The organism is Porphyrobacter sp. AAP60 (assembly GCF_001296025.1).
Classification (GTDB): domain Bacteria; phylum Pseudomonadota; class Alphaproteobacteria; order Sphingomonadales; family Sphingomonadaceae; genus Erythrobacter.
In genome coordinates this window covers 71,942-92,981 of record NZ_LJHV01000010.1, presented here as the reverse complement: position 1 = coordinate 92,981, position 21,040 = coordinate 71,942, and the positions used below count along the sequence as shown (strand labels likewise).

The following is a 21,040-nucleotide window of genomic DNA, read 5'->3' as shown; positions in this document are numbered from 1 at the left end:
GCATTCTAACATGGTATAAGAGTCTCAACTTCTTGAAAAAAGGGGCATTCTTATTATGCATGATGGATCTAAGCCTCACGGTTTATCCGGCAGCCCTCAGACGGCATTCCAATCAGCCGTAAGTGATGTGCTTGCCCAGCGGCTGGAGGCTGTTGCGCTAGAGGTTCGGGCCACAGGGACCACAAATGCCGGAATCTTTGCAAGCGGAGAGACGCTCGGTATGCTCGCCGTAGTGCTACAGGGGACGCTCCGAAAAATTGACGAAGTATTCGAATTCGACGGCTTTGTCTTTACCCCGGCATGCAGTTTGCTTCTTGAGTTATTTCAAGCGCGAACCAGAGGTGGAACGATCGCACATGGCGCATTGTGTCAAAGCGTAAATTGTCCAGCCTCCGTCGCTGGGCGCTGGATCAACGTTCTTGTATCGATGCAACTTGTTGAAAAATTTGGTGAGGGAGACGCGCCCGAACTAAAGGTAGCACTGACGGAGCGGGGACACCTCAAAACCATGGCGGCGCTACAGTTGCTTATGTGAATCTTTGTTTCTTGATCGTAACTTGCTGGCCATCAGTTATTCTTTGCCTGAATGTCTTCTATTCGCGCACCCGAGCGGACGAGAAGCAAACCTACAGAGACGCTCTCCTACTTCGCGCGGCATGGATGTTCTGGCCGCTTTCTTGAGCTGGCCGCCCAACCCAAAGCTGTCATCCCGGAGAAAAAAAGGCTTTGGCGGAGCAACGGGCCGCGCTGATACTAGAGAGGATCGAAGGCAATGCTTTCTAACGTCTCCTTTGGGGTCATTTCCATACAGGAAGGAATTCTTCGTAAGCCAAGGAAAGGCGCCATGCGGCTTTCGGGATCGCCCAGCAGCTCCGCTTATGGCCGTTGCTGGCATCACCTCAAGGTTTGTTCGCCAGATAACGATTTGACGGACATAACGAGAGCACTGCCTACCCGAAGGCCGCAAGGTGTACTGGCCATCCGCTCAGATGGTGATGGCCGGAGGAGTAGGCCCAGCGGGAACAGGCGGCTGCGTTTTGAACCTGTAGGTAATGACCGTTGCATAGCTTCCAGCCACCGGCCGGCCCATTTCGTCACGCGCCGGATCGAACATCGCAAACTGAACCATTCCATCGCACGCGGCTTTATCGAGGGCCTCGTGGCCGCTGGATTGGGTCACAAAGCACTTTGAGACCCGGCCTTCGGGGTCAACCGACACGACCAACCTGACTGAGCCTTGCGCGTTGTCGCGCAAGGCGGCGAAGGGATAATTCTGATGAATCTTTCCGGCCCAAATCCTTGCATCCTTTGGTGTCGCTTGTTTGGCTAACGAGGCTTGTGCAAATGACGTGGTCGCGGAGAGGCCAAGGCCCACTCCGCAAACCACCATAACGAATTGTCGGGTCAATTTCGCGAACATTGACCAGTCTCCCCACTACCCCTTATTGGCGGCGTCATTTCTGAGCCGTAGTCTCGGGCACGACCCTGATCTCGACCGGGTCCTCACTGGTCAAGTAGCGCCTGGCCGCTGCTTGCAGATCGGCGAGCGTGATCGCGTCCAGCACCGCTCGCCGCTGACGCCTGCGATCGAGCAGCGATGGGTTGCTTTGCGCCTCGGCAATCAGCCCCAGCCAGACCGCATTCTGCGTCTCGGCCCGCTCGTAGTTGGCACGCATCGGAGCTCGTGCTCGCTCCAACAAGTCGGCGGAAGGGGGCTGAGCGGCCAGTTCGTCAGCGATGGCGCGGACGGCAGCAGCGGTTTCGTCCATGGCCTCGGACGGAACGGTGGCGAAGGCTGTAATGTGGCCGAAGCCTTGGAAAGCAAGCGGAGCATAGCTGAAGGCGCTCGGAGAATAGGTTGCCCCCAACTCCTCGCGCAGCTTCTCGGTCAGCCGCAGCGTCAAGACGTCGGCGAGCAGATCGCGGGTGATGTCATCCTTGAGATCTCGCCCGTCTGTGCCCTGCCAGTTGACCGTGATCGCACCCTGATCGGCAGCACCAATATGGGTCAGCACCTTGACTGAACGATCCATTACAAAGCGCGCCGGAGCGGCCGCCCCGACATCCTCGCGGCGTTCGGAGCGTGCGGGCAGGGCACCAAGCGTTGCAGCAACAGCCGAAATCGCTTCCTCGGCGTTGAAATCGCCGACGAGGCCAAGTGCGAGCGGGCCATCTGCGAGTTGAGGCGCGACGATAGTACGCAGATCATCGATCGATAGCTGCGCAAGCTTACCGGGGTCGTTCAATCCAAACCGAGCGTCGTTGCCCGCCAGCACTGCGCCAAGGGCAAGTGACAGAAGCTGAGCGGGGTTCGCCCGAACGTTCTGCTCAACGATCGGCGCAATCCCAGCCCACTGCGCCTGTGTCTCCGGACGCCACCCGCTCGCGGTCAGGCGGGCGCCGAGAAGATCGAGCTGCAGCTTGAGATCGGCAGACGTGGTTTCGCCATAGGCAATCAGCGCATCTTCTTCACCGTCGAAGCCAAGGCCCACAGCCTTGCCTGCGAGCACGCGGCGTAGGTCGTCGATGCTATGGGCTTCGAACCCGTCGATGCTGGCAATGATCGGCAGCATCTCGCGCAGGCCTTGGCGGTCGGACGGGAACCCCGCAAGGCCCGATCCGATACGCAGTCTGAAGCCAATCTTGCCAGGCTCGAAATCGGTGACCTTCAGATTGAGATGGAGCCCGTTGGCAAAACGGACGGTGCGGATGCCGAGATCGGCGATCGTCTCGTCTGCGACCACCTCGCCCGGCTCGCCCCATGCGCCATAGGCCCATTGCACTTCGGCTTCCTCGGCGGGCGGAGTCACTGCGACCGCGGCGCTCTCGGCGAGCACAGCAGCGATGGCTTCGCTCTCTCCGGCGATCGACTGCTTGGTTGAAAGATGGACAACAGTGGGGCCGCCTTGCCAGGCTTGCTTGAAGGCTTCGCTGACCGCTTCGGGCGTCAGTGAGGCCTCGATGGCCTGATAGAATGCAAGATCAAAAGCAGGCGAAGTGGGAACGGCATTCTGCAAGCTGCTGGCGATCAGGGCCTCCGCGATCTCCGCACTGTTGCGCCCTGATGCCTGCGCGACGGCATTGGCGAGAGCAGTCTGGATGTTGGCCTTGGCTTCGGCAATTTCAGAAGCGGTAAAGCCGAACTGCTCAGCTCGGCGCAGTTCGCGTTCAGCCAATGCGAGCGTCTCGGCCCATTGTCCATCCTTGGCCACCGCGAGCAGCCCGAAAGAGCGGGCACTACGGAACAACGGTTGATCCGCCGCCTGCGCACCGAGAGTAGGCGATTCTGCCGTGCGGGCCAGTGCGTTGATGCGATTGGACAGGGCTGCTGCAGCAACGGCGCGGAGCAGCTCATCGCGCGATGCAATGACAGTGTTGGCCGCAGGCTCCCAAGCCGAAATGCGCTGCAATTCGACGATTTCGGGGATCGCCGAATCCACGAAGCTTCCGATCGTGGGCACTTGTGTGCTCGACGTTACAGGACTCTGGTATGTATCCCGTGCTGCACCCTCGCCGCGCCAGTCCGAGAACATAGATTTGATCCGCGCCTCCATTGCGGCGACGTCAAAGTCGCCGACAATCGCCAGCGTGGCACGTTCGGGCCGATAGTAGGCGTTATAGAAGGCGCGCAATTGGGCGGGCGTGATGTTGCGGATGCGCTCCTCGTCGGCCCGAACCCTTTCGCCCATGCGCGATCCCGGCAGCGCAGCCTGCAGGTAATCGGCGATGCGGCGGCGGCCCGGATCATTGCGCACCTGTGCCTCATTGAGGATGATACCGCGCTCGCGGTCGACAGCTGCCTGATCCAGGGTCAGTTCGCCCGCCATCTCGCGGATAACTTTGAGCGCCGTGCCCACGGTCTCATCGTCGGTGCGCGGCAGTTGTAGCTTGTAGGTAGTATAATCCAGCCCGGTTTCGGCGTTGGTGTCGGCTCCGAAGGAAAGGCCGAGCCGCTCCAGCATGGGCAGCAACTGCCCTTCGGGAATACCCTTGGAGCCGTTGAACGCCATGTGCTCAACGAAATGCGCTGCACCGTTCTCCTCGTCAGTCTCCTCGCGTGATCCGACCTCGACGGTAAAGCGGATGGCCGCCTCGCTTTTGGGATTGCCATTGCGCATCAGAGCGTAGCGCATCCCGTTGGGCAGGAGGCCGAAGGTAATTTCCGGATCGGCCGGGAAATCGGTACTGGATATGCCCCAGGCGGACACGCCGCCAACCTCGGCGGCCGGCACCGCCGCCGGCTGTTGGGCTGCCTCCTGGGCCATCAATGCAGGTGGCAGGGCAGAAGCCAGCCCCGCCGCGATGGCAATAGAGGACACAACCCGAAGCGAACGAATGAAAGTGCGACCCATGATACTCTCCTTGTGATAAGTCTTTTCCGCGCCCGAGCAGAAATTCAAGCATTGATTGGCCCTCCTATTCCAGGCTCGCTGGAATCGACCTCGTCCTGTACCGCCAGCAAGTCCTGAAGGTTATGGAGTTGTCCCCCCAGCATGATGACCACGCGTTCGGCCTTCCGGCTTGCTGCGGATGACAGATAGTGCCGCAAGGACATTGGGTTGGCGAGTGTGGGTCATGGTGTCTGTATGTCCTGAACTTTAAACGCAAACAGGCGGCACTTCCGGATGGGAGCGCCGCCTGCCTGATGTGGTTTCGTGAAACGTATGACGATGATGCTGCTCGGCCGGCAACATCGCCGCCGATTACCCGAGGTCGATCGACTCCTCCGCAATCCGGAGCTTTAGCAGGTGCTCGGTAAAGTCAGTGGCGCCTTCCTCAATTACCAGATTGGCCCATGCCTCCCATCGGTCGACATAGAGGCACAGCCATCGGAACATCCGATCACGCATCTGATCGCTCTTGAACTCCATCGACCAGATTACCCGGGTGAATGGGATTGGTCCTCCCAACGTCAGGCCCACCAGCTTAATGGCAGAATCGTGGACGACCGGTTCACGGATGAACCGGAATCGCAGTCCGCGGGCAAATGCTTCGTGCGCTGCAACGATGCGGTCACGCTCCCCGGAGCTGATCGCTGGATCTTCGGGATCAAAGCCCGGGAAGCTGGCGACATCGACCGGGATTGGTGCGGCATCGGGCGACTGGGTCAGTTCTAGCATCCGCAGCACGGCCCTCCCCTCTGGCGTCAGCATCCCGCGATCAATCAGCCGCTCACTTTCCAGCAGATGCCGGAAATGGCGAGCAAGTCTGCGGTCGCCATCAAACACCTCAACCGCGATCGCTTCAAATCCGGGATTACGGCGATGGACGGCAAGCAGCAGCACCAGCATCTGCGCCATGCCCCGTTCCAGTTCGACAGGGTAGACCAGCTTCATTCGAAGCCGATGCTGCCAGAGGTAGTGATGGATACTTTCCCATGTCCGTCCTTCCTCATCACGCAATGATTGGAACCCCGGCTCATGCCGTAACCAATAGCCCCATGGCAGGCTTTCATCGCGATGGCGGCCATACTGTGCCTCAGTCATGCGCGCCTCCCTTGCCTGCCCGAGGCTTTCGCGGTTTGGGCAAGGCAATTGGTGGTTCCGCTGCACTGTGCGGACCGGCAATTGGCAGTGGCGCGCCTGTGCCATCAACCTCGAGGCTCCTGAGCTGATGGGCGAGGCCAACGACCTGCGAATAGACGTAAGCAAGGTCGCGGTAGACCGGTGGTTCGACGCTGGGGCGCTGCCTATCACCGTAAGTAGGCAGGAAGTCGCCGTCTTGGTCGGTCGAGAACCCTAGCCACCACGCATCGCCGGCCGGCGACATACTGGGTTCATCACTGGGGGCGTGACGATACCTGCTGCCATCGTCATCAACTGCGCGATCGGGTTCGCGCATCAAGTCGATCGGGTCGGTGTGGTGGATGTGACAGACCCGGAACGGCGCTGGGCTTTGTTCGTCACAAGATTGTGAGTAATTCAAACCGGCGTGGGGACGGATGCCGATTGAGCGTGGCACCGCGCCATGATCAAAACCCCACAGCGGATGCGTGCACGGCACGGCCGCGTAGCCCGACAGTGTCCCGTTGCGCTGTCTAATGATCAGGCAGGCATATCCGGTCACGGCATCAGTCCAGCCTATCCGGTCGGGCTCGCCACTCCACGGCCCGCTTGCAGCGGGATGATGCCTGGGGATGCGCCACATCTGTTCGGGCACGATCTCGGTGTTGCCGATGGCATAGGTGCGCGGCAGTGACAGCTCAGTCGGTTCGGATGAAAGGTCCGGGACGGATTTGCCACGGCGGCCGCTGCGGTTAGTTGGCGTTGTTCTTTTTGGCATTGTATGTTTCCTGTAGGTAAAGAAAAACCGCAGTGTCCGGGCTGGACCTGCGGTGAATGTGCTCCTTGGTGAGGAGAGCGATTGGGCCTGCGCATTGTGACACGGCACCGGAGGCCGCGCAGCGCGCCCGGCCGGCGGCGGATGGTGATCAAGCCATGCTGTTCTCCTTGGTAGATGGTTGGCTGGACTGGCAGTCGACCAGTGAAGTGCAGGTCTGCTGTTTATGGCGCGCGGTAGACCGTTCCTTTGAGCCGTGCGCCTGCCACCTGCCCCCGCGCCCAGGAGCTGAACGTGTTCGACACGAACTTGCTTGCGGGCGAAGCCTTGGCTGCTGCTTCCGCAAGCACGAGAAGGCTGCGCTGCGGATGAACGGCGGTAACGCCATGGGCAGTCAGATGCCGCAAGCCGATGACCGATGTCGTCAGCACATCGGCGAGGCACTGATCGCGCACCTTGTCCCACACCTCGCATTCGACAAGCTGGCCGATATGCTTGGATGGCGATGGCTTGCACGGGATACCCACCGCTGCGGCATATTCCGGGAGATGTGGGAAGGCTGCGCGCCCGGCGACCGCGCGGCACAGATCCAGTCTCGCGCGGGCATAGGGGCTGAGATCCAATAGCTGCGGCGGCAGCAACAAGCCGTGTTCGCTGGCGACCCGGCGAAGGACAGGCAGATCCTTGCCCTCCCCCGCCCAGGTTGACAGCACTGCATCGGGGTACAATTCGAGGGCAGCGAAAAACCGCTCGGTAATCTTCAGTTCGCTCGCCTCGTCATTCGCCAAAACAGTAACCGACTCCACGTCAGGCACGTCGCATCCGGGATCAAACCGCAACACGAACCAGCACGCGGATGCGATCCGATGAAACGGCCAGCGGATATCGTTCTCCGCATCCTTGCCTTCAGCGGTTCGGTATCCGCCATTGCGCGTGCGATCATAGCTAAACTCGAGATCAGCTACGATGATGCGCAACGGGCGCTGCTTCTTGCTATCGCTTGCATGTGACCGCGCAGCGAACTGGCGGGCTTCAAGCTCCAGGGCAGTCTCGTATGCCGAAGAGACGGGGGTGATCGGCAACGCCTCGGCATCAGGCAGGCCAGTGTTGGTGTTTGTGGTGAAGGTAGTATCGGTAATGCTCATTTTTCCTGTTCCTTGAAACGCAGCAGGCCCGCACAATGGCGGGCCTGCTGGGGGTGGTAATGATGAACGGATTGTGGGGCTGGGAATCAGCGATGGCGCTCGCGTGCGGTGATCGGCACGAGGCGCGGGGGCGGCAGGCCTTCACGCTGGAACCACAGCTGTTCGGCTTCGACCGCTTCGGTCGGCAGTTCGCACGACCACAGTTTTCGTAGCGGGTGGGCATCCCAGCTATACCCGCGGGCTCGCAGCGCATCCTTCTTGGAGAAGGGCGCGCCGACTGCTTCGACCCGCACTGTCTCCCGGTCGCTTGCAGAAAGCAAACGCTGAAGGTGTGTGCGCTCCGCGCCGCAGACAGGACCGACACCATCGCCGTCATCGTTTTCCGGATCGCGGCGCGATTGCATAAGCAGCCAGAATAACGCCCAAACATCGTCCGGAGCCCGGTGGGCGCGGGAAAACCAACCATGTTGCTGCAACAAGAATGGTTGGCTGCGGCCTTCAAAACAAAGCGCCTGCCACTGGATTTCGTTGTAGGAACAGGCCCAAGGCTTCTCCCAAAGATCGGGCCAGCGTTGGAGGATCCACTGAAGGTCGAAGCGGGAATTATGGGCAACGATCAAGTCGGCCCTATCAAGCAGACGTCCCACCGCTTCATCGTCGATCACCTTGCCAGCAAGCTGCCGATCAGAAAGTCCGGTCAGCTTTGCGATGGCTGGATCGAGGGCATGGCCAGGGTCTTCCAGCCAACAAAAGATGGGGAAGTGGGCCAGCAAATTGCCCTCGCCATCAGTCCAAAGAAGCTTGATTGCGATCTCGATGATGCTGCCGCTGGCCGCATCAAGCGAGGTGGTTTCGACGTCCAGCAGGGCGATACATCGTCCCTCTGGCGGCGCGCCATCGCTTGGCATTGCGGCAAATGGCTGCGGTAGCGCTCGCAGCACGCGGTATTCGGGATTGGGTTCCAGCTGTTCGGCATAAGCCTCGCAGGCTGGATCCAGATGAGATCTGATATTGATATCCATGGTATTGGTTTCTCCAATGGTGTTGGTGAAACCGGCGAAGGCAAAGCCGAGCAATTCTGCCCTACTTTTTTTCCTTCCCTCTGCCGGTTTCAAACCGGCATCCTTTCTTCCTATCTTTCTTTCTGTTCGACGGCATCACAGGCGCCCGCGTACGGCGCGCCATATTTTGTCGCTGAGCGCGACGGGCTGCGACCAGGGGGAGGCAGGCAATCGCCTTTTCCAAATGTAGCGACAAAAAAAGTGCCGCCCCAAGCCCGCGCGATGGCGACCTGCAAGGCAGCTCATAATTTCGAACCGATGAAGTGCAGAAAATTGCGTGGCAGGCAGACGGTTTGCGACCAAGAGCCATGCCGCCTGTCAATCCGCAGGGTTTGCAGGGGTCTTGCGCGGGCGACCACGTCCCCTCTTCGGCTTGGGTGCCGCGCTTTGCTCGGTGTTGCCGCTCGCCTGCTCGAACAGATCAGATGGCAGGGCTGAACCCTTGAAGCCACCCTGCTTTGCAGCTTGGCCGCCCCGAAGTCCGCTCACAAGGCTATCAAGATTTTTGCGTGATTCATCGAGCTGCGCCTGAACACGCTGAGCATTATGGCGTGATGCATCAAGTTCGGCTTGCTTGTCGGCTAGCGCCTGTTCGGTAGCAGCTTTTTCGCTGCGAAGGTTTTTGTTCTGTGATGCAAGCTCCTGCTCGCGCAGCTCGCCTTTGGCGATTTCCTCAAGGAGAATACCTCGCTCCCGGTCGTGCTGCTCAATTTTTTCGGCGATCAGCTTTCCGGCCACGCCAAGGATAGTTTGCTTGAGGCTATCCCAGACACGATCAATTTCCGGCGCAAGCTGCGGTGGGGCAGAAGAAACATGATTTATCCCTGCGGCAATGCGGCGCTCTTTCCACGACTCGAACTTTGCGTAAAACGCCTCATTGGCTTTTGGCAGACCGAGACTGCGGGCGACTTTGTTTGCAACGACCTTTGTGACGTCGTTGCCGCCAGCCCTCAACTCTGCATCAGCAGCATTGTCGACATCTCCTTGTAGTATTTTGTTCGACATTGCCATGCTCCTCCTTCAGCAGCGAATTCAGCGACATTCGCTGACTTCGCTTTGTTCGCTGAATTCGCTCTACTTACAAACGCTGCATAGTAAAAGTTGGAAGTATTATCTTGTCTCGGTTTGGAACATTTAGGAAACATGTTGGACCTTGTCAATCATCACTCGCCCAGCATGTGAGCTATAATCAATCCATTCAATGAAGACCGTAGAGATAATTCTAAAATCACGCGCGCCGCCCATTCCCTTTGCCATAAATGCGTCGATAGCTTCTTTTAACATCCTCCCACTGACCTTTCGTGGCGTTCGGATGCTTGAAGGCGATACCCCGATACGCTTCACCAAATCTGCCTGGTGTCTTACGCAGCACTTCAGCGCTATGATAATTCAAAGTTTCAAACAGCTGTTGGCGATATTCTTCTGCGATGTCCTTTGCACTGCGCGCTGAGTTTTTGTCTTGGGCCAGCTTCCTGTTTGCAACAGTTCGGCCATGCTGTTCGGACGCCACAAAAATTTCGTCAGCGATACCGTCTGCGAGGCGGTGGTCTTGTTCATTCAGTGCGGATTTCCACGCTGCAATGTCGGGGCGCTGGTCGAGATCGAACTGAAACCGATCAGGCCGCATCCGAGAGACCATCAGCAGCCGATGAAAGGTCGGGTCATCTTTTTGCTTTGCCCAGAAGTCTTCGGCCCACTTGTCACGCGCATGGGCGACTTTAAGGTCGCCTTGCGCAATGCTGACACGCCCGCTCAATACGGCTGCAGCGATCCAGCGGCGCTCCTCGATCTGGATTGCCTCAATCGCGCGAAGGCGCGCCTGGATATTGGGTTGAATGGCATACCGCTCCTTCGGGAACAGCCTGAGCAGCGCGGCGTCGTCCATGAATCGGACGCCATCAACGTGGTACCGGGATGACGCTAGCATCAGCGAATTGCGGATCGCATGATCCAGGGTCCGTGATGCCTTCACCTTGATGTCGTGCGTGTTCGACGGCGACTGGCCGACATAGTGATCTTCCAAGTTGCGCTCCCGCAGGTGCGCCAATTCGGAGGCGGTAAATCGGGCAGATCGATCCCGCCTGTGGATGCGGTCGCGCGACGTCTCGTTTCGCCAGTGACTCCGGTGTTTGTTCGTCCGAGCCCACATATCAGCGCGCTTCATAATGCTGTGACGATCACCGCGTTCGACCGCTGCAAGATGATCTGCTACAAAGCGGGCAAGAATGCCGGGCCCGACGCTCAGTTTTAGCTCAGCCGCAATCCGCGCGAGGCCCTCCCGGACCTTTTGGCGCGCGGCGATGCGGATCTGTTGGAACAGCGCGCGCGCCAGCTTTAACGCATCGATCCGGGCCTTTCTGCACGCCGCGACGATCTGGATGGTTCGCTGGCGTTCGATGAATGCCAGTTGCCCCGCCAGATAGTAGTATCGGGTTTGCTCATCCTTCCGCCTCACCTGATATTCCGCGGCAATCGCTTGCTGCTGAAGTCGATACTCGGCGCTGGCGTTGTCGCCGCTTGCTGTCGCGCCCCAAATAAAAGCTGCAATTTCGGTAGGTGGCAATTCCGGCGCGGCGTTTTTCCCAGAGGCCCTGGTGCTAGACGGGCTCACCAGGTCGGACTTGGCAAATTTTACCGCTGACAGTTCCGAAACATGCGCCTGCTTGCGCTTTTGCCGAGCCGCGTTGACTCCCTGCCCTTTCCCGTTGTTCTGGAACTCCTTGAAGGCTTTCTTGTAGTCTGCCTCAAGGTGGCCTGTCAGCGTCTTGAACTCTGACAACTCGATCCGCCGCTCTACCTTTTGATCTGCGGCGCTGTCGGCGTGCCGGTTGAAAACCGGCATGACAAAAGCGCGAACATGCAGATCGGGCGGCGGCGGCGAGTAATCTTCCCGTAGCCGCCTTGACAGTTTCCCGAGGGCAGCATGGGCGTAGGCTGAACCTGCTGCGGTACGGATACCTTCGGTTTGAGCCCATGGGCCGGCGCCATCAGCGCCCTCAAGAACGCCTGTGGCGCCAACCTTAAGGTAGCGCATGCCGACGGAGGCCAACCGTTCATGCACCTCCTTCCACGACTTCGACTTGGAGATGAGCGGTCCGGCAAGTTTTTCAGCCACCCGCTGCAAAGGCCAGGGATCGCCCGGCTCTGACCCGTCCGGGGCATTGTTTTGACCGACGAAAGCATCATGTTCGCGCTGCATGGTCCGCAGCTCTTTGCGGCCGAGCACGAGCTTACCGTCCGCGTCAGCGACCTTGCTGGCGCTCAACAGGTGATAGACGCCGCTGTCATCGGCCACGTAGCGCCGATTGGGCTCAGGCTCGAGACCAAGGCGATGCTCGCAGATCGCTATGGCAATCTGCGTCTTCTCCTTCCACCAACTCTCGCCAAACGCGACAGGTTCATTGGTGTCAGCGAGGTAGGACACAATCAACCCATGTTCATGGAGATGCGCTTTGTCTTCATGGGTTGCCCAAATCATCGGGCATTGATCGACCCCGAGCACCTCTGCGATGATCCGTCTGGTTTCTTCAAGCTGTTCATCGGTCAGTCTCTCGCCGGGCCTGTGGCTGACGACCACGTGCCAGAACCGTTTAAGTCCTGCGGCAGCGGCGCTGACTGCAAGTTCATCGATTTGCTCTTCAGGTTCGCCAGCCGCGATGTTGTAGGCATACCGGCCCGCCACGCGGTCCGATGCTCGATCAGTGTCTGCGACATAATCCCCAACCCGTATGACCTGATCGCGCATCGCTGTGAAATCTTGGTAAGTCTCGAAGCCGAAGATGTAGCGCCCAGTCGCGAGCGATGTGCCGAACGCAAGGTTTTGGCGGGTAGATCCGCCAGCGGCACCTTTGAGGCGTTCTGCATATTGCCAGACCTTGATCATCAACGCCGGGGTGCCCCCGGCTTGATTGGCTCGATAACACGTGATTTGATCGTCCGTGTCGAAATGATCCGGATCGCTTCACGGCCCAGCTTCACACCTTTGTCGATGATCCCAATCGCTTGTTGAACATCTTTAATAAACTGCGGGCTGACCTCTACCGGCCTGACGTCTGGGCCACCGAGCAACATCCTCCATTTCTCACCAGAGTAGCGTGCAAGTAGCGCGCGAAGCACCTTCATTTGCTCCGCCTGCGCGTTCATTTTCGCACAGACATCGAACAATGGATCGTGGAAGTTATCGCTGTAAAGAATCCTTTCTCGGCAAAATTCTGCGACAGGTTTAGCGCCGGCCTTACGCTTTAATTCTCTCATTTCTTCGGGACTGAATGTCACCGCTACACGCACCCGTTTACGCGCGTCCTTCCGTTGATCAGAAGGCATGATAATGCCCCGATCTCAGCCAGTCAGGTGCTGAAACAAAACCGCCGTCACGAAGCGATAGCGACACGATGGCGTCCAGTGTGGGATACCCACACCCATCCTGCAAAAGTTCTAGGCCCCCTTTTACGGTGGTTTTCATGGGATCTTCACCCCAACCTGGGTGAAGATATAATCGATAAATTCTCTCTGCTTCGCGCCGCGCCCACGAAACTCATTTAGTTCTTCTTTATTTTGAAGGAGAGCCTTTATAGCAGCGCTAAGGGTCTGTTCGTTGAAGCCATTCGGTTTTAACGCATTGAGGAATGAATTGGCTTTGTGGGCACCTGACTTGAAAAAGAAGTTATCCAACTCTGGGATGATTATTGTCTTCCCTTCAAAAATTTCTCGCCTGGCACCTGAAGGTAGCGAGCCATCTGCCATCGACAGTGAGGCAGGCGGTTGCGTCGCAGACGTTTGGCTTGGCGCTGCTGGAACTCTAGCTGGCTCGGGTTGGGCAGATCGAACAGCATCGATGCCTAGAGCCGGCAAAGGCGTCGACGGCACGATAGGTGAGCCGCTAATCTGCACCGATGAAGCAGAGCGTCCCAGTTGATCACCGGTCGGGCGGGAACAAGCCGGCGGGAACGCAGAACCGGCTGCCGTCGGCGTCGTTCTTGGCTCTTCCGGGCGAGACTGGCTTTCGGCCTTACCGGCCCCGACGCCTGACTGGCCCGATGATGATGAAACCGGCAGACCTGCCTTTTGACCGTTCTGGGCCACCCTGACTTTGCCATCGATCTTGGCGCACCAAAATGCGGCAAGCTCATTGGTCCAGATATCACTGACTGGTGGCTGTGATTGTACCCACTCGACCACCGGTGAGCGGCCGCGATCGCGAAGAACCCAGCTTCGATCGATGAGCCACGCCAGCCATTTGCGGAGCAACTCTTTTTGAGCTGTCGTGAGGTTACAGAATTTTGAAACCTTACCCACGACGCGCGCTAGCGATGGCCTTTGCCCGCTCCGCTGACTTCGCTTCATCAACCTAACGGCAGTATCAATTGCGCCGCAAGTCAAGCCGGCGAGACTGGGCTCGCAAGGGTCAATTCGGCTGTTGCCGTTTCTGTCAGCCAGATATTTATCGTACCTAGCATCGCGCTCTCGAGCAGTAAGCTGGCGACGTAATTTGCCCTTTTTAGCTTCACCAGTGCTCAATGAAACTGATTTATCTTGATCCGTATCAACATTTTTGTGGATTTTTACAATATCAATCACAATCTACACTCCTGTTCTTACATGAGTATGTACATTGTCATCTTATATGAACTTTTCATGAACAAATTGAAAGATCTCATGTAGAACTTTCTATACACACGGGCCCCTTGTTGAATTATTTTGATAGGTATGCAGTAATGAATTTTAGACACAGACGTTGTCACGTGAGATTGCGCATCAACCATACGACTTGATGTATTTTTCTAACGATCGTGTCGCACCGTTTTTACCTACATCGCCAATAAGCCACCCCGTCCATTCCCTTGCGGCGCCTTCGTACATTTTAATCCGTTATTTTCTAGACCGCAAAAATCTTTTGTGAAGAGATTTGGGATTTCTCGACAGCTTACCTACAAGCTTGTAGATGAACCAACGTCTCAAACGTCCGCCAAAAGAACGCCTGCTCGATCAGTTCTATACTGACTCTTCTGTAGCAGTCACTCTATATGATTTTCTTCGGAGCGAATTCGATCTTCACGGATATCGGTTCATCGAGCCGAGCGCCGGGACAGGGTCTTTCTCGCGGTTGCTTCCGCCAGGCAGCCTTGCCTACGATCTTGATCCAAAAGCGTCCGGAATTATCGAGGCAGACTTTTTGAAGGTCGAGATTCCTGAGAGCGGAAAGCTCGCAGTCGTTGGAAACCCGCCGTTTGGTAAAAACAGCAGTCTGGCGATTCGATTCTTCAATCAGGCTGCGCTCAAAGCGGAGCTGATTGCATTCATCGTGCCTGCAACCTTCCAGAAAATGTCTGTCCAGCGGCGCTTGAACCCCCACCTACATCTCGTGGCCGAAGCGCCCGTTCCGCACAATGCGTTCTGGTTTTGCGGAAAACGCAAACACGTGCCGACGGCATTCCAGATCTGGGTCAGAAGGGACATTAAGCGAACTACGCAGCGCCCGCCTACGCGCCACCCGGACTTCGATTTCGTCAAAAGCCCCTCTGATGCTGACTTCGTAATTCAGCGCGTTGGAGGCGAGGCTGGCAAAATCCACCGCGACTTTGGGATGAGTTCACAATCTCACCTGTTTATCAGGCCGAAGGCCGCAGGCGTTGAAGTGGTTATGCATTCGCTTGATCTTGCCAGCACGGCGAAGATGACCGCTGGAAACCCAAGCATAGCGAAATCAGAAATTGTCCGTTTGTACACCGCCGCGCTCGCTTCGCGCATACATTGGCAGCACAACTTCGAATTCGAACAGCCAAATAGGGATGTAGCGAAATTCAAGTGATAATTCACTCTATGTTCCGCAACATTTTAGCTTATATGTTTTTATTGCCAAATTTTCTTCCATGTTTATAAATCGAATGAATTTAATTTGGAGTACTGTAAGTTGTTTATTGATCGTAATGCGATATTTGACATAATATCTACACTTGAAGAGCAGCGTAGTAGATTTGCGGTGGTCTACAAGGACAGAGATAGTGCATTGTCAAAAAGGTATCTTACTGAGAGCCGCATGCTTAAAACATTGCTTAGAATCCTCGATGGTGAGAAAAGCTTCGCCAAGCGTCATCCGGTCGAGCAGACGGCCAGAAACCAGCTTGATTGGACCGCTCTCATCGTCGACGCCTTCGGAGCCCAAACTGCCATCATTTACGGCAGTTATTCGGCAGCGTGGGATGCCTCGCACGCTTTCACTGCAGTGCACGGAGACGCAGAGCGCGACGGCATCAATTGTGAAATAGCCTCCGTCGATCTCAGTAGCTTGTCTGCCAATTTGCTTTGGTCTTCTTCGCCTCGTACGGCTTATGCGGTAATCGGCGAGGTAGGACGTAACTATTCAGTTTCATTGCACGACACGCTCGAAGAGGCATCCTCTGCCGTCGAACAGTTTAAGGATGATGCCGCTGACGAGTACGAGAGAAGCGACGCGTCCTGCTGTTGGAGCGTCGTTGTTCTGCCTAGGATTGAGTTCGAAAGCGCCGACTGACTGCGTGCTCCGTGTTGACGAAGCTCCTTGGCACCAAGACGAAGGCCTCATCAATTTTGCTTCAGAGCACCATCATCAACATATTTGCACCCATCATAAATCGGAAAGATCTGCTCGGCATCCCCTCCCTTAGAGCAAGCCGACTGCGACGTGATCGAAGGCCTCGCCGCTGGTCAGAATACACCCGAGAGGCAGTCGTTAATAGTGTGCTTTGCGTGCCGTCGGCTGCGCAGCGTGGGTGAATATTGCTCGCAAGGCCGGCGCCCACTAGCAGGGCAATTATGGCAACCTCTTGAATGCGGACGCCATCTGTGACGATAAAGCAACTCATATCCTCAACATCGCCAAAGGTTAGAATGACAGAAATCACGCCGTGGTCGCCCTACCTTGAACAAGCCTTGACCACTTCAGCGGGTCGCATAGCCTTGGTCAAGGCGTTCGGCGACCTAGTCCGTGTCGAACAGGGCTTCAATCCGCACGAGCTTCCGGAGATTTTCGCCGCGCCAGAAGACGAGGGCGAGAACGACGCCTGCCGCCATCTGGTGACTATGGATGCCGCATTTCTGACCGCGCAGTTCGTACGGCAAAGGGTCGCGACCTTCGCGCGGCCGTTAGGCGGCGGCGAAGTTGTCCCGATCATGACAAGCATGTGGGAGATCGACGATCCCCTGCCCAGGATGGCAACCGGTGCCTTCAACCTTGAGCACTGGGCGGATGCCGGAGCACCACCAACACACCGCATCTTCGTCGACAGCGCTGATTTTGACGAGTGGCTCGCAGGTTTGAATTCCCCCGATTGCCTCAGCAATCGCGAATTGGAAGCGGCTCTTGACCCGCAGCTACGCGCGGCACGGGCGGTGGCTGCCCGGCGAGTGAAGGCAGCCCTCGAACCGTTGGGGCAGAGCTTTGGAGGCGATGCAAGTGTCAGATTGTCGCAGTCCCTTTCGGACGGCGATGAATTGCTGAGGCTGCCGGAGGTCGAGGCGCTGATCAAGTTCAAGCGGAGCACGATCTACGCCAAAATCAAAAGCGACGGCTTTCCGGACAACATCCTGCTTGGCAACCGGGCAGTCTGGCGCAAAAGTGAAGTGTTGGCGTGGGTTGAAGAGAAAGCAGCAGCCCAAGGCCGAGGAGCGAGAAGCTAGCGCGGTTTCCGGCGGGGGCTGTCGAGGATCTCTGTGGCCGGCAGTGCGCCTTCCGTGATCATATCGGCCCAGCGCTGGGCCAGTTCACGCCGGCGATCCATGTAACGTGCCCGGTTGTAGCGCAATTCGGTGGCGCTCATGCCTGCAGGGGTGTGGGCCAGCATTAGATCAATGATCAACCGGTCGCCAAGCAGTCTCAGGTCAGTGCCCAACTCACGTTCGGCCTGCTCGTTCATGATGGTCGAGAAGCTTGAGCGCCAGCCATGCGGCACATGCCGTCCTTTATAGCCCTCGCGATTGTAGAGGTAACCGATCGCATTCTCGGTCATCGCCACAGTGCCAGCACGGGCATTGGGGAAGGCGAAAGGAGCCTTGCCGGTCAGTAGGCGGACAGCCCGCAATGTTTCGACGGCCTGCCGCGACAATGGGATTTTGTGATCAAAAGCATCATCGCTGCGAAGATGCAGTTCCTGCTTGATCTTCTCGGCAGGCACTGTCCAGAGCGCCTCGCTGACATCCGCCGATGGATTACCCCAGTCGACATCGCTGATCTCGCCCCATTCCATGTGCCGGACCATGCCTGGGCGCTGGGCTGTGAGCGCAAGGAAACGACTGGCAAACCGAGTGACTGGGGACGCCCCCGCCCGGTCGATGTCGCCGAGCATTCGCCTTATTGCATCCACCTCCAGCAGAGCGGGATAACGCTTCGAGGGCGGCAGTGGCGCGAGCGCATCGTTAATGTCGTTCGCGGGATTCTCGAGCCCAGCGCCGTGCGCGTTCACATAACGATAGATGGCAGCGATCCGCTGCTTCACCCGCCGTGCCGTCTCGATCGCCCCGCGCGCCTCGATCTTCTTCAGCAGCGAAAGCAGCAGCGGTTTATCGATCACGTCCATCGGCATCGTGCCCAGATGCGGGAAGATGTCCCGCTCAAGGCTGGTGATCACATCGTCGGCGTGAACCGGCTTCCACCTCGGCTTCTGGACCAAGTGCCATTCGCGGGCTGCCTGTTCAAAGGTCTGGAAGGTGCCGCTGTCGCCAACCAGTTTGGCCCGCTTGGCAGAAATTCGGGGGTCGCGGCCCTCCCGCAGCAGTTTGCGAGCATCGTTGCGCTTCTCCCGTGCCTCGGCGAGCGATACCTCTGGATAGGTGCCTAGGGTAAGGAGCTGTTCCTTCCCCTCCATCCTGTACTTGAATCGCCACGATTTGTGATTCTTCGGCGATACATGCAGGGACAGCCCGCCGCTGTCGGACACCTTGTAAGATTTGTCCCTCGGCGTTGCAGCGCGAACCGCCTTGTCTGTAAGCATCCGATACCCCCAACCGCTAGAGTTCATTACCCCCAATCTACCCCGATATGTATCTGGCTAGGGTAGAATTGGGCTGGAGCGGATTGGACGGCAAAGCCCTGTATTGTAAAGGTCTTGCGCGAAGATTTGGGTCGGCTTGGACAGGCTTGGAAGGCCCGATGGCGGAGAGGGTGGGATTCGAACCCACGTTACCGTTGCCGGTAAACCGCATTTCGAGTGCGGCGCATTCGACCACTCTGCCACCTCTCCGCGAGATCTGCTGCCTTGGTTGACCGCTGGTCAGGCGGCCGGCAACAGGAAGCGCGCCCGTTAGCCCAAGGCCTTGCGCTTGCCAAGTCCTGACAAGGTAGAAAATGCGGGCATATCTCGCACCTGCACCAGACCTGCGCTTGTTTTGGCGCAGCAGTGCCCCATATTGCGAGACATGGAACGCGCAGAGTTCTTTTCCACCCAGGCAGGGCGCACGATCATCGCGCCGCGCGAGACCCGTGCCCGCTTCGGCATTGGCGATGTGGTTCGCCACCGCCTTTTCGCCTTTCGCGGGGTGGTGTTCGATATTGATCCGGTATTCGCCAATTCGGAAGAATGGTATGAATCGATCCCGGAAGACATCCGCCCTCGCCGCGATCAGCCGTTCTACCACCTGCTCGCGGAAAACGACGATTCGTCCTATGTGGCCTATGTAAGTCAGGGCAATCTGATCGGCGATGCCGATGGCGGCCCGATTGACCATCCGACCGTGACGCAGCTTTTCGAAGCGTTCAAGGATGGGCGATACAAGATGCGCCGGTCCTTGACTCACTGACCGCGCGTCAGCTTTTCAGCTTCCAACCTGAACGAAGAAGTGCGTACACACCCGCTGCCAACGCCAGGTTGACTGCCAGCAACCCCCCTGCAGCGCCAACCAACGTTGCATCCGAGCCCATGTCGGTGGCTCCCAGAAAACCATAGCGGAAGCCCGAAATCACATAGAAGAACGGGTTCAGGCGGCTGATCCACTGGAATGCCGGATCAAGATCCTCGATAACATAGAAAGTGCCCGAAAGCAGCGACAGCGGGGCAATAATGAAATTGGTGATCGCTGCGTTGTGATCAAACTTTTCGGCCCAGATCGACGTTGCCAGCCCCAGCGTTGCCAGCAGCAGCGCCCCCATCAGCCCGAACCAGGCGACCGCCCAGGGATGCGCCATGCCGAGCGATACGCCCGGCCACAACGACATGGCCAGCGCCACTGTGCAGCCCACGGCAAATGCGCGGGTTATGGCGGCTGCCAGAATGCCGCTCATCAACTCGCCCGGCGACAGCGGCGGCATCAGCAGATCGATGATGGTGCCCTGCATCTTGCCCGAAAGCAGTGAAAAAGAGGAATTGGCGAAGGCGTTTTGCATCATCGCCATCACAATAAGCCCCGGTGCGACGAAGCTGGCGAAGGGCACGCCCAGCACTTCGCGTCCCTGACGGCCCAGCGCGACCGAGAAAATGACCAGAAACAGCAGCGTTGTGAAGGCAGGTGCCCAGATTGTCTGCGTCTGAACCTTGAGAAACCGGCGCACCTCCTTCATATAGAGGGCGAACAGGCCTATGCGGTTGATCCCGGTGATGACCGGAACGCCGCGTGCGCTGAACCGGGTGCTCCCGCCGGTCTTGTCATCAGGCGTCTTTTCAGTCACGGGAGCGGCGTTGCGCAACGGGTTTGCAGAAGCAGGTTCGGCCATGGCACGGGTGCCTAGGCCGCAAGGGCTGCAATGACAAGCTCCTGCCGCTGACGCAGGCACAGGAACAGGTAGTAGGTATGAGCTGGACGGACGAGCGCATCGGAACGCTCAGGAAAATGTGGGAAGGCGGTTCCACCGCCAGCGAGATCGCGACCGAACTCGGCGGGGTCAGTCGCAATGCGGTGATTGGCAAAGCGCACCGGCTCGGGCTCAAGGCCCGCCCCTCGCCGGTCAAGGCGAACGATAAGAAAAAGCCTGCAGCAGCGCCGGTCAAGAAGCCAGCGGCTCCAACCCCGCGGGCCGCGCCCGAACCACAGGCCGAACCGGCTGCGCGCAGCAGCGAGTCAAGCGAGCGCCCGGCCCCGCGCGCCGCAGCATCGCCAGCACGCACGGAAGCTGCAGATGCTACCGCCAGCGCCAACCCTTCGCAGCCGATGCCCAATTCGCAGTCGGATTTGCCCAAGATCGTTTCGGTCGGTCCCGGCGGATTTCTGCGGCAGGGCCCTGGTGACCAGCAGGCGCCGATCCCGCCCGCGCCGCCCCGCCGCCTTGTCCCGGCCAAACCGAGTCCGGAAATCGCCGGCAAGACCACTCTGCTCGATCTGTCGGAAAAGGTGTGTCGCTGGCCGATGGGCCATCCGGGCGAGGCGGATTTCCATTTCTGCGGTGTGCAGGTGAACCCGGGTTTCCCCTATTGCGTCGAACATTGCGGCCGTGCCTACCAGGCGCAACTGCCGCGCGGCGTACGCCGTCCGCCCCCGCCTTTGCCGTTCGGCGGGCCACGGGTACGATAAGACGCAGGGCCCGGTTGCGCGCCGGGCCTTGCCCTGCCTAAGTCCTGCCCGCTATGGCTGGCGCAGGCACGAGGGAGCGCT

The 21,040-nt window shown here is 58.2% G+C and carries 18 protein-coding genes and 1 tRNA gene; 6 read left to right on the top strand and 13 right to left on the bottom strand.

The genetic code is table 11. The features are described from left to right. Positions 1-55 precede the first annotated feature (55 nt). Positions 56-535 (top strand): hypothetical protein, encoded by a 480-nt coding sequence (locus tag IP79_RS10205; protein ID WP_233994171.1) that lies wholly within the window; start codon positions 56-58, stop codon positions 533-535. Positions 536-985: 450 nt separating this feature from the next. Here the strand turns inward: IP79_RS10205 and IP79_RS10200 are convergent, their stop codons facing one another. The 10 genes from IP79_RS10200 to IP79_RS15490 form a co-directional block, all read right to left on the bottom strand. Continuing rightward, a complete protein-coding gene (locus IP79_RS10200) occupies positions 986-1,420 on the bottom strand; it encodes an energy transducer TonB (protein ID WP_082337158.1) in 435 nt (144 codons plus the stop codon). 34 nt (positions 1,421-1,454) lie between these two features. Then, complete coding sequence (locus tag IP79_RS10195; protein WP_156318262.1) at positions 1,455-4,352, bottom strand: M16 family metallopeptidase; 2,898 nt, start codon at positions 4,350-4,352, stop codon at positions 1,455-1,457. Between the two features lie 351 nt (positions 4,353-4,703). Further along, the gene (locus tag IP79_RS10190) at positions 4,704-5,486 is read right to left on the bottom strand and encodes a hypothetical protein (protein ID WP_156318260.1); all 783 of its coding nucleotides are present in this window, start codon (positions 5,484-5,486) and stop codon (positions 4,704-4,706) included. Next, on the bottom strand, positions 5,479-6,282 hold the full coding sequence (locus IP79_RS15495; RefSeq protein ID WP_156318258.1) for a hypothetical protein: 804 nt from the start codon (positions 6,280-6,282) through the stop codon (positions 5,479-5,481). The genes IP79_RS10190 and IP79_RS15495 overlap by 8 nt, the downstream gene beginning before the upstream one ends. Before the next feature lie 221 nt (positions 6,283-6,503). Beyond that, positions 6,504-7,424, bottom strand: coding sequence for a hypothetical protein (locus IP79_RS10180; RefSeq protein WP_054119193.1), 921 nt, complete (start codon positions 7,422-7,424; stop codon positions 6,504-6,506). Positions 7,425-7,510: 86 nt separating this feature from the next. Further along, positions 7,511-8,539: a 3'-5' exonuclease gene (locus IP79_RS10175; protein WP_156318256.1), complete on the bottom strand. Its 1,029-nt coding sequence runs from the start codon at positions 8,537-8,539 to the stop codon at positions 7,511-7,513. Positions 8,540-8,803: 264 nt separating this feature from the next. Continuing rightward, positions 8,804-9,496 carry a hypothetical protein gene (locus IP79_RS10170; RefSeq protein ID WP_156318254.1) on the bottom strand — a complete coding sequence of 231 codons (693 nt, stop codon included), beginning with the start codon at positions 9,494-9,496 and terminating at the stop codon, positions 8,804-8,806. Positions 9,497-9,713: 217 nt separating this feature from the next. Next, positions 9,714-12,368 (bottom strand): relaxase/mobilization nuclease domain-containing protein, encoded by a 2,655-nt coding sequence (locus tag IP79_RS10165; protein WP_054119190.1) that lies wholly within the window; start codon positions 12,366-12,368, stop codon positions 9,714-9,716. After that, positions 12,368-12,808, bottom strand: a complete 441-nt coding sequence (locus IP79_RS10160; protein WP_156318252.1) for a hypothetical protein — start codon at positions 12,806-12,808, stop codon at positions 12,368-12,370. Before IP79_RS10160 ends, IP79_RS10165 begins: the two co-directional genes overlap by 1 nt. A gap of 135 nt (positions 12,809-12,943) precedes the next feature. Further along, entirely contained in the window at positions 12,944-14,062 is a 1,119-nt protein-coding gene (locus tag IP79_RS15490; RefSeq protein ID WP_156318249.1) for a hypothetical protein, read from the bottom strand. Positions 14,063-14,426: 364 nt separating this feature from the next. Between IP79_RS15490 and IP79_RS10150 the strand changes: the two genes are divergently transcribed. From IP79_RS10150 to IP79_RS15700, 3 genes are all read left to right on the top strand, one after another. Next, positions 14,427-15,293: a hypothetical protein gene (locus IP79_RS10150; RefSeq protein ID WP_054119187.1), complete on the top strand. Its 867-nt coding sequence runs from the start codon at positions 14,427-14,429 to the stop codon at positions 15,291-15,293. 228 nt (positions 15,294-15,521) lie between these two features. Beyond that, on the top strand, positions 15,522-15,995 hold the full coding sequence (locus IP79_RS10145; RefSeq protein WP_054119186.1) for a hypothetical protein: 474 nt from the start codon (positions 15,522-15,524) through the stop codon (positions 15,993-15,995). Between the two features lie 356 nt (positions 15,996-16,351). Further along, a complete protein-coding gene (locus IP79_RS15700; protein ID WP_197273797.1) occupies positions 16,352-17,140 on the top strand; it encodes a helix-turn-helix transcriptional regulator in 789 nt (262 codons plus the stop codon). On the opposite strand, the gene IP79_RS10135 is transcribed toward IP79_RS15700, so the two are convergent. Together IP79_RS10135 and IP79_RS10130 are read right to left on the bottom strand one after the other, a co-directional pair. After that, the gene (locus IP79_RS10135; RefSeq protein WP_054119185.1) at positions 17,137-18,450 is read right to left on the bottom strand and encodes a tyrosine-type recombinase/integrase; all 1,314 of its coding nucleotides are present in this window, start codon (positions 18,448-18,450) and stop codon (positions 17,137-17,139) included. The two genes, IP79_RS15700 and IP79_RS10135, sit on opposite strands and share 4 nt — an antisense overlap. A gap of 159 nt (positions 18,451-18,609) precedes the next feature. Continuing rightward, positions 18,610-18,699 (bottom strand) — tRNA-Ser (locus IP79_RS10130). A 175-nt stretch (positions 18,700-18,874) separates the two neighbouring features. On the opposite strand from IP79_RS10130, the gene hspQ reads away from it, so the two are divergent. Then, entirely contained in the window at positions 18,875-19,255 is a 381-nt protein-coding gene (gene hspQ, locus IP79_RS10125; RefSeq protein WP_054119184.1) for a heat shock protein HspQ, read from the top strand. A gap of 7 nt (positions 19,256-19,262) precedes the next feature. Here hspQ and IP79_RS10120 read toward each other — a convergent pair whose 3' ends face one another. Then, the gene (locus IP79_RS10120; RefSeq protein WP_082337156.1) at positions 19,263-20,165 is read right to left on the bottom strand and encodes an ABC transporter permease; all 903 of its coding nucleotides are present in this window, start codon (positions 20,163-20,165) and stop codon (positions 19,263-19,265) included. 77 nt (positions 20,166-20,242) lie between these two features. Between IP79_RS10120 and IP79_RS10115 the strand changes: the two genes are divergently transcribed. Then, complete coding sequence (locus IP79_RS10115) at positions 20,243-20,959, top strand: GcrA family cell cycle regulator (RefSeq protein WP_054119183.1); 717 nt, start codon at positions 20,243-20,245, stop codon at positions 20,957-20,959. The last annotated feature ends 81 nt before the right edge of the window (positions 20,960-21,040 follow it).

Bases quoted from the DNA above. Each gene is read 5' to 3' on its own strand.
- IP79_RS10205 (WP_233994171.1), top strand. From the start codon at position 56: ATGCATGATGGATCTAAGCCTCACGGTTTATCCGGCAGCCCTCAGACG.
- IP79_RS10200 (WP_082337158.1), bottom strand. From the start codon at position 1,420: ATGTTCGCGAAATTGACCCGACAATTCGTTATGGTGGTTTGCGGAGTG.
- IP79_RS10195 (WP_156318262.1), bottom strand. From the start codon at position 4,352: ATGGGTCGCACTTTCATTCGTTCGCTTCGGGTTGTGTCCTCTATTGCC.
- IP79_RS10190 (WP_156318260.1), bottom strand. From the start codon at position 5,486: ATGACTGAGGCACAGTATGGCCGCCATCGCGATGAAAGCCTGCCATGG.
- IP79_RS15495 (WP_156318258.1), bottom strand. From the start codon at position 6,282: ATGCCAAAAAGAACAACGCCAACTAACCGCAGCGGCCGCCGTGGCAAA.
- IP79_RS10180 (WP_054119193.1), bottom strand. From the start codon at position 7,424: ATGAGCATTACCGATACTACCTTCACCACAAACACCAACACTGGCCTG.
- IP79_RS10170 (WP_156318254.1), bottom strand. From the start codon at position 9,496: ATGGCAATGTCGAACAAAATACTACAAGGAGATGTCGACAATGCTGCT.
- IP79_RS10165 (WP_054119190.1), bottom strand. From the start codon at position 12,368: ATGATCAAGGTCTGGCAATATGCAGAACGCCTCAAAGGTGCCGCTGGC.
- IP79_RS10160 (WP_156318252.1), bottom strand. From the start codon at position 12,808: ATGCCTTCTGATCAACGGAAGGACGCGCGTAAACGGGTGCGTGTAGCG.
- IP79_RS10150 (WP_054119187.1), top strand. From the start codon at position 14,427: ATGAACCAACGTCTCAAACGTCCGCCAAAAGAACGCCTGCTCGATCAG.
- IP79_RS10145 (WP_054119186.1), top strand. From the start codon at position 15,522: ATGCTTAAAACATTGCTTAGAATCCTCGATGGTGAGAAAAGCTTCGCC.
- IP79_RS15700 (WP_197273797.1), top strand. From the start codon at position 16,352: ATGACAGAAATCACGCCGTGGTCGCCCTACCTTGAACAAGCCTTGACC.
- IP79_RS10135 (WP_054119185.1), bottom strand. From the start codon at position 18,450: ATGCTTACAGACAAGGCGGTTCGCGCTGCAACGCCGAGGGACAAATCT.
- hspQ (WP_054119184.1), top strand. From the start codon at position 18,875: ATGGAACGCGCAGAGTTCTTTTCCACCCAGGCAGGGCGCACGATCATC.
- IP79_RS10120 (WP_082337156.1), bottom strand. From the start codon at position 20,165: ATGGCCGAACCTGCTTCTGCAAACCCGTTGCGCAACGCCGCTCCCGTG.
- IP79_RS10115 (WP_054119183.1), top strand. From the start codon at position 20,243: ATGAGCTGGACGGACGAGCGCATCGGAACGCTCAGGAAAATGTGGGAA.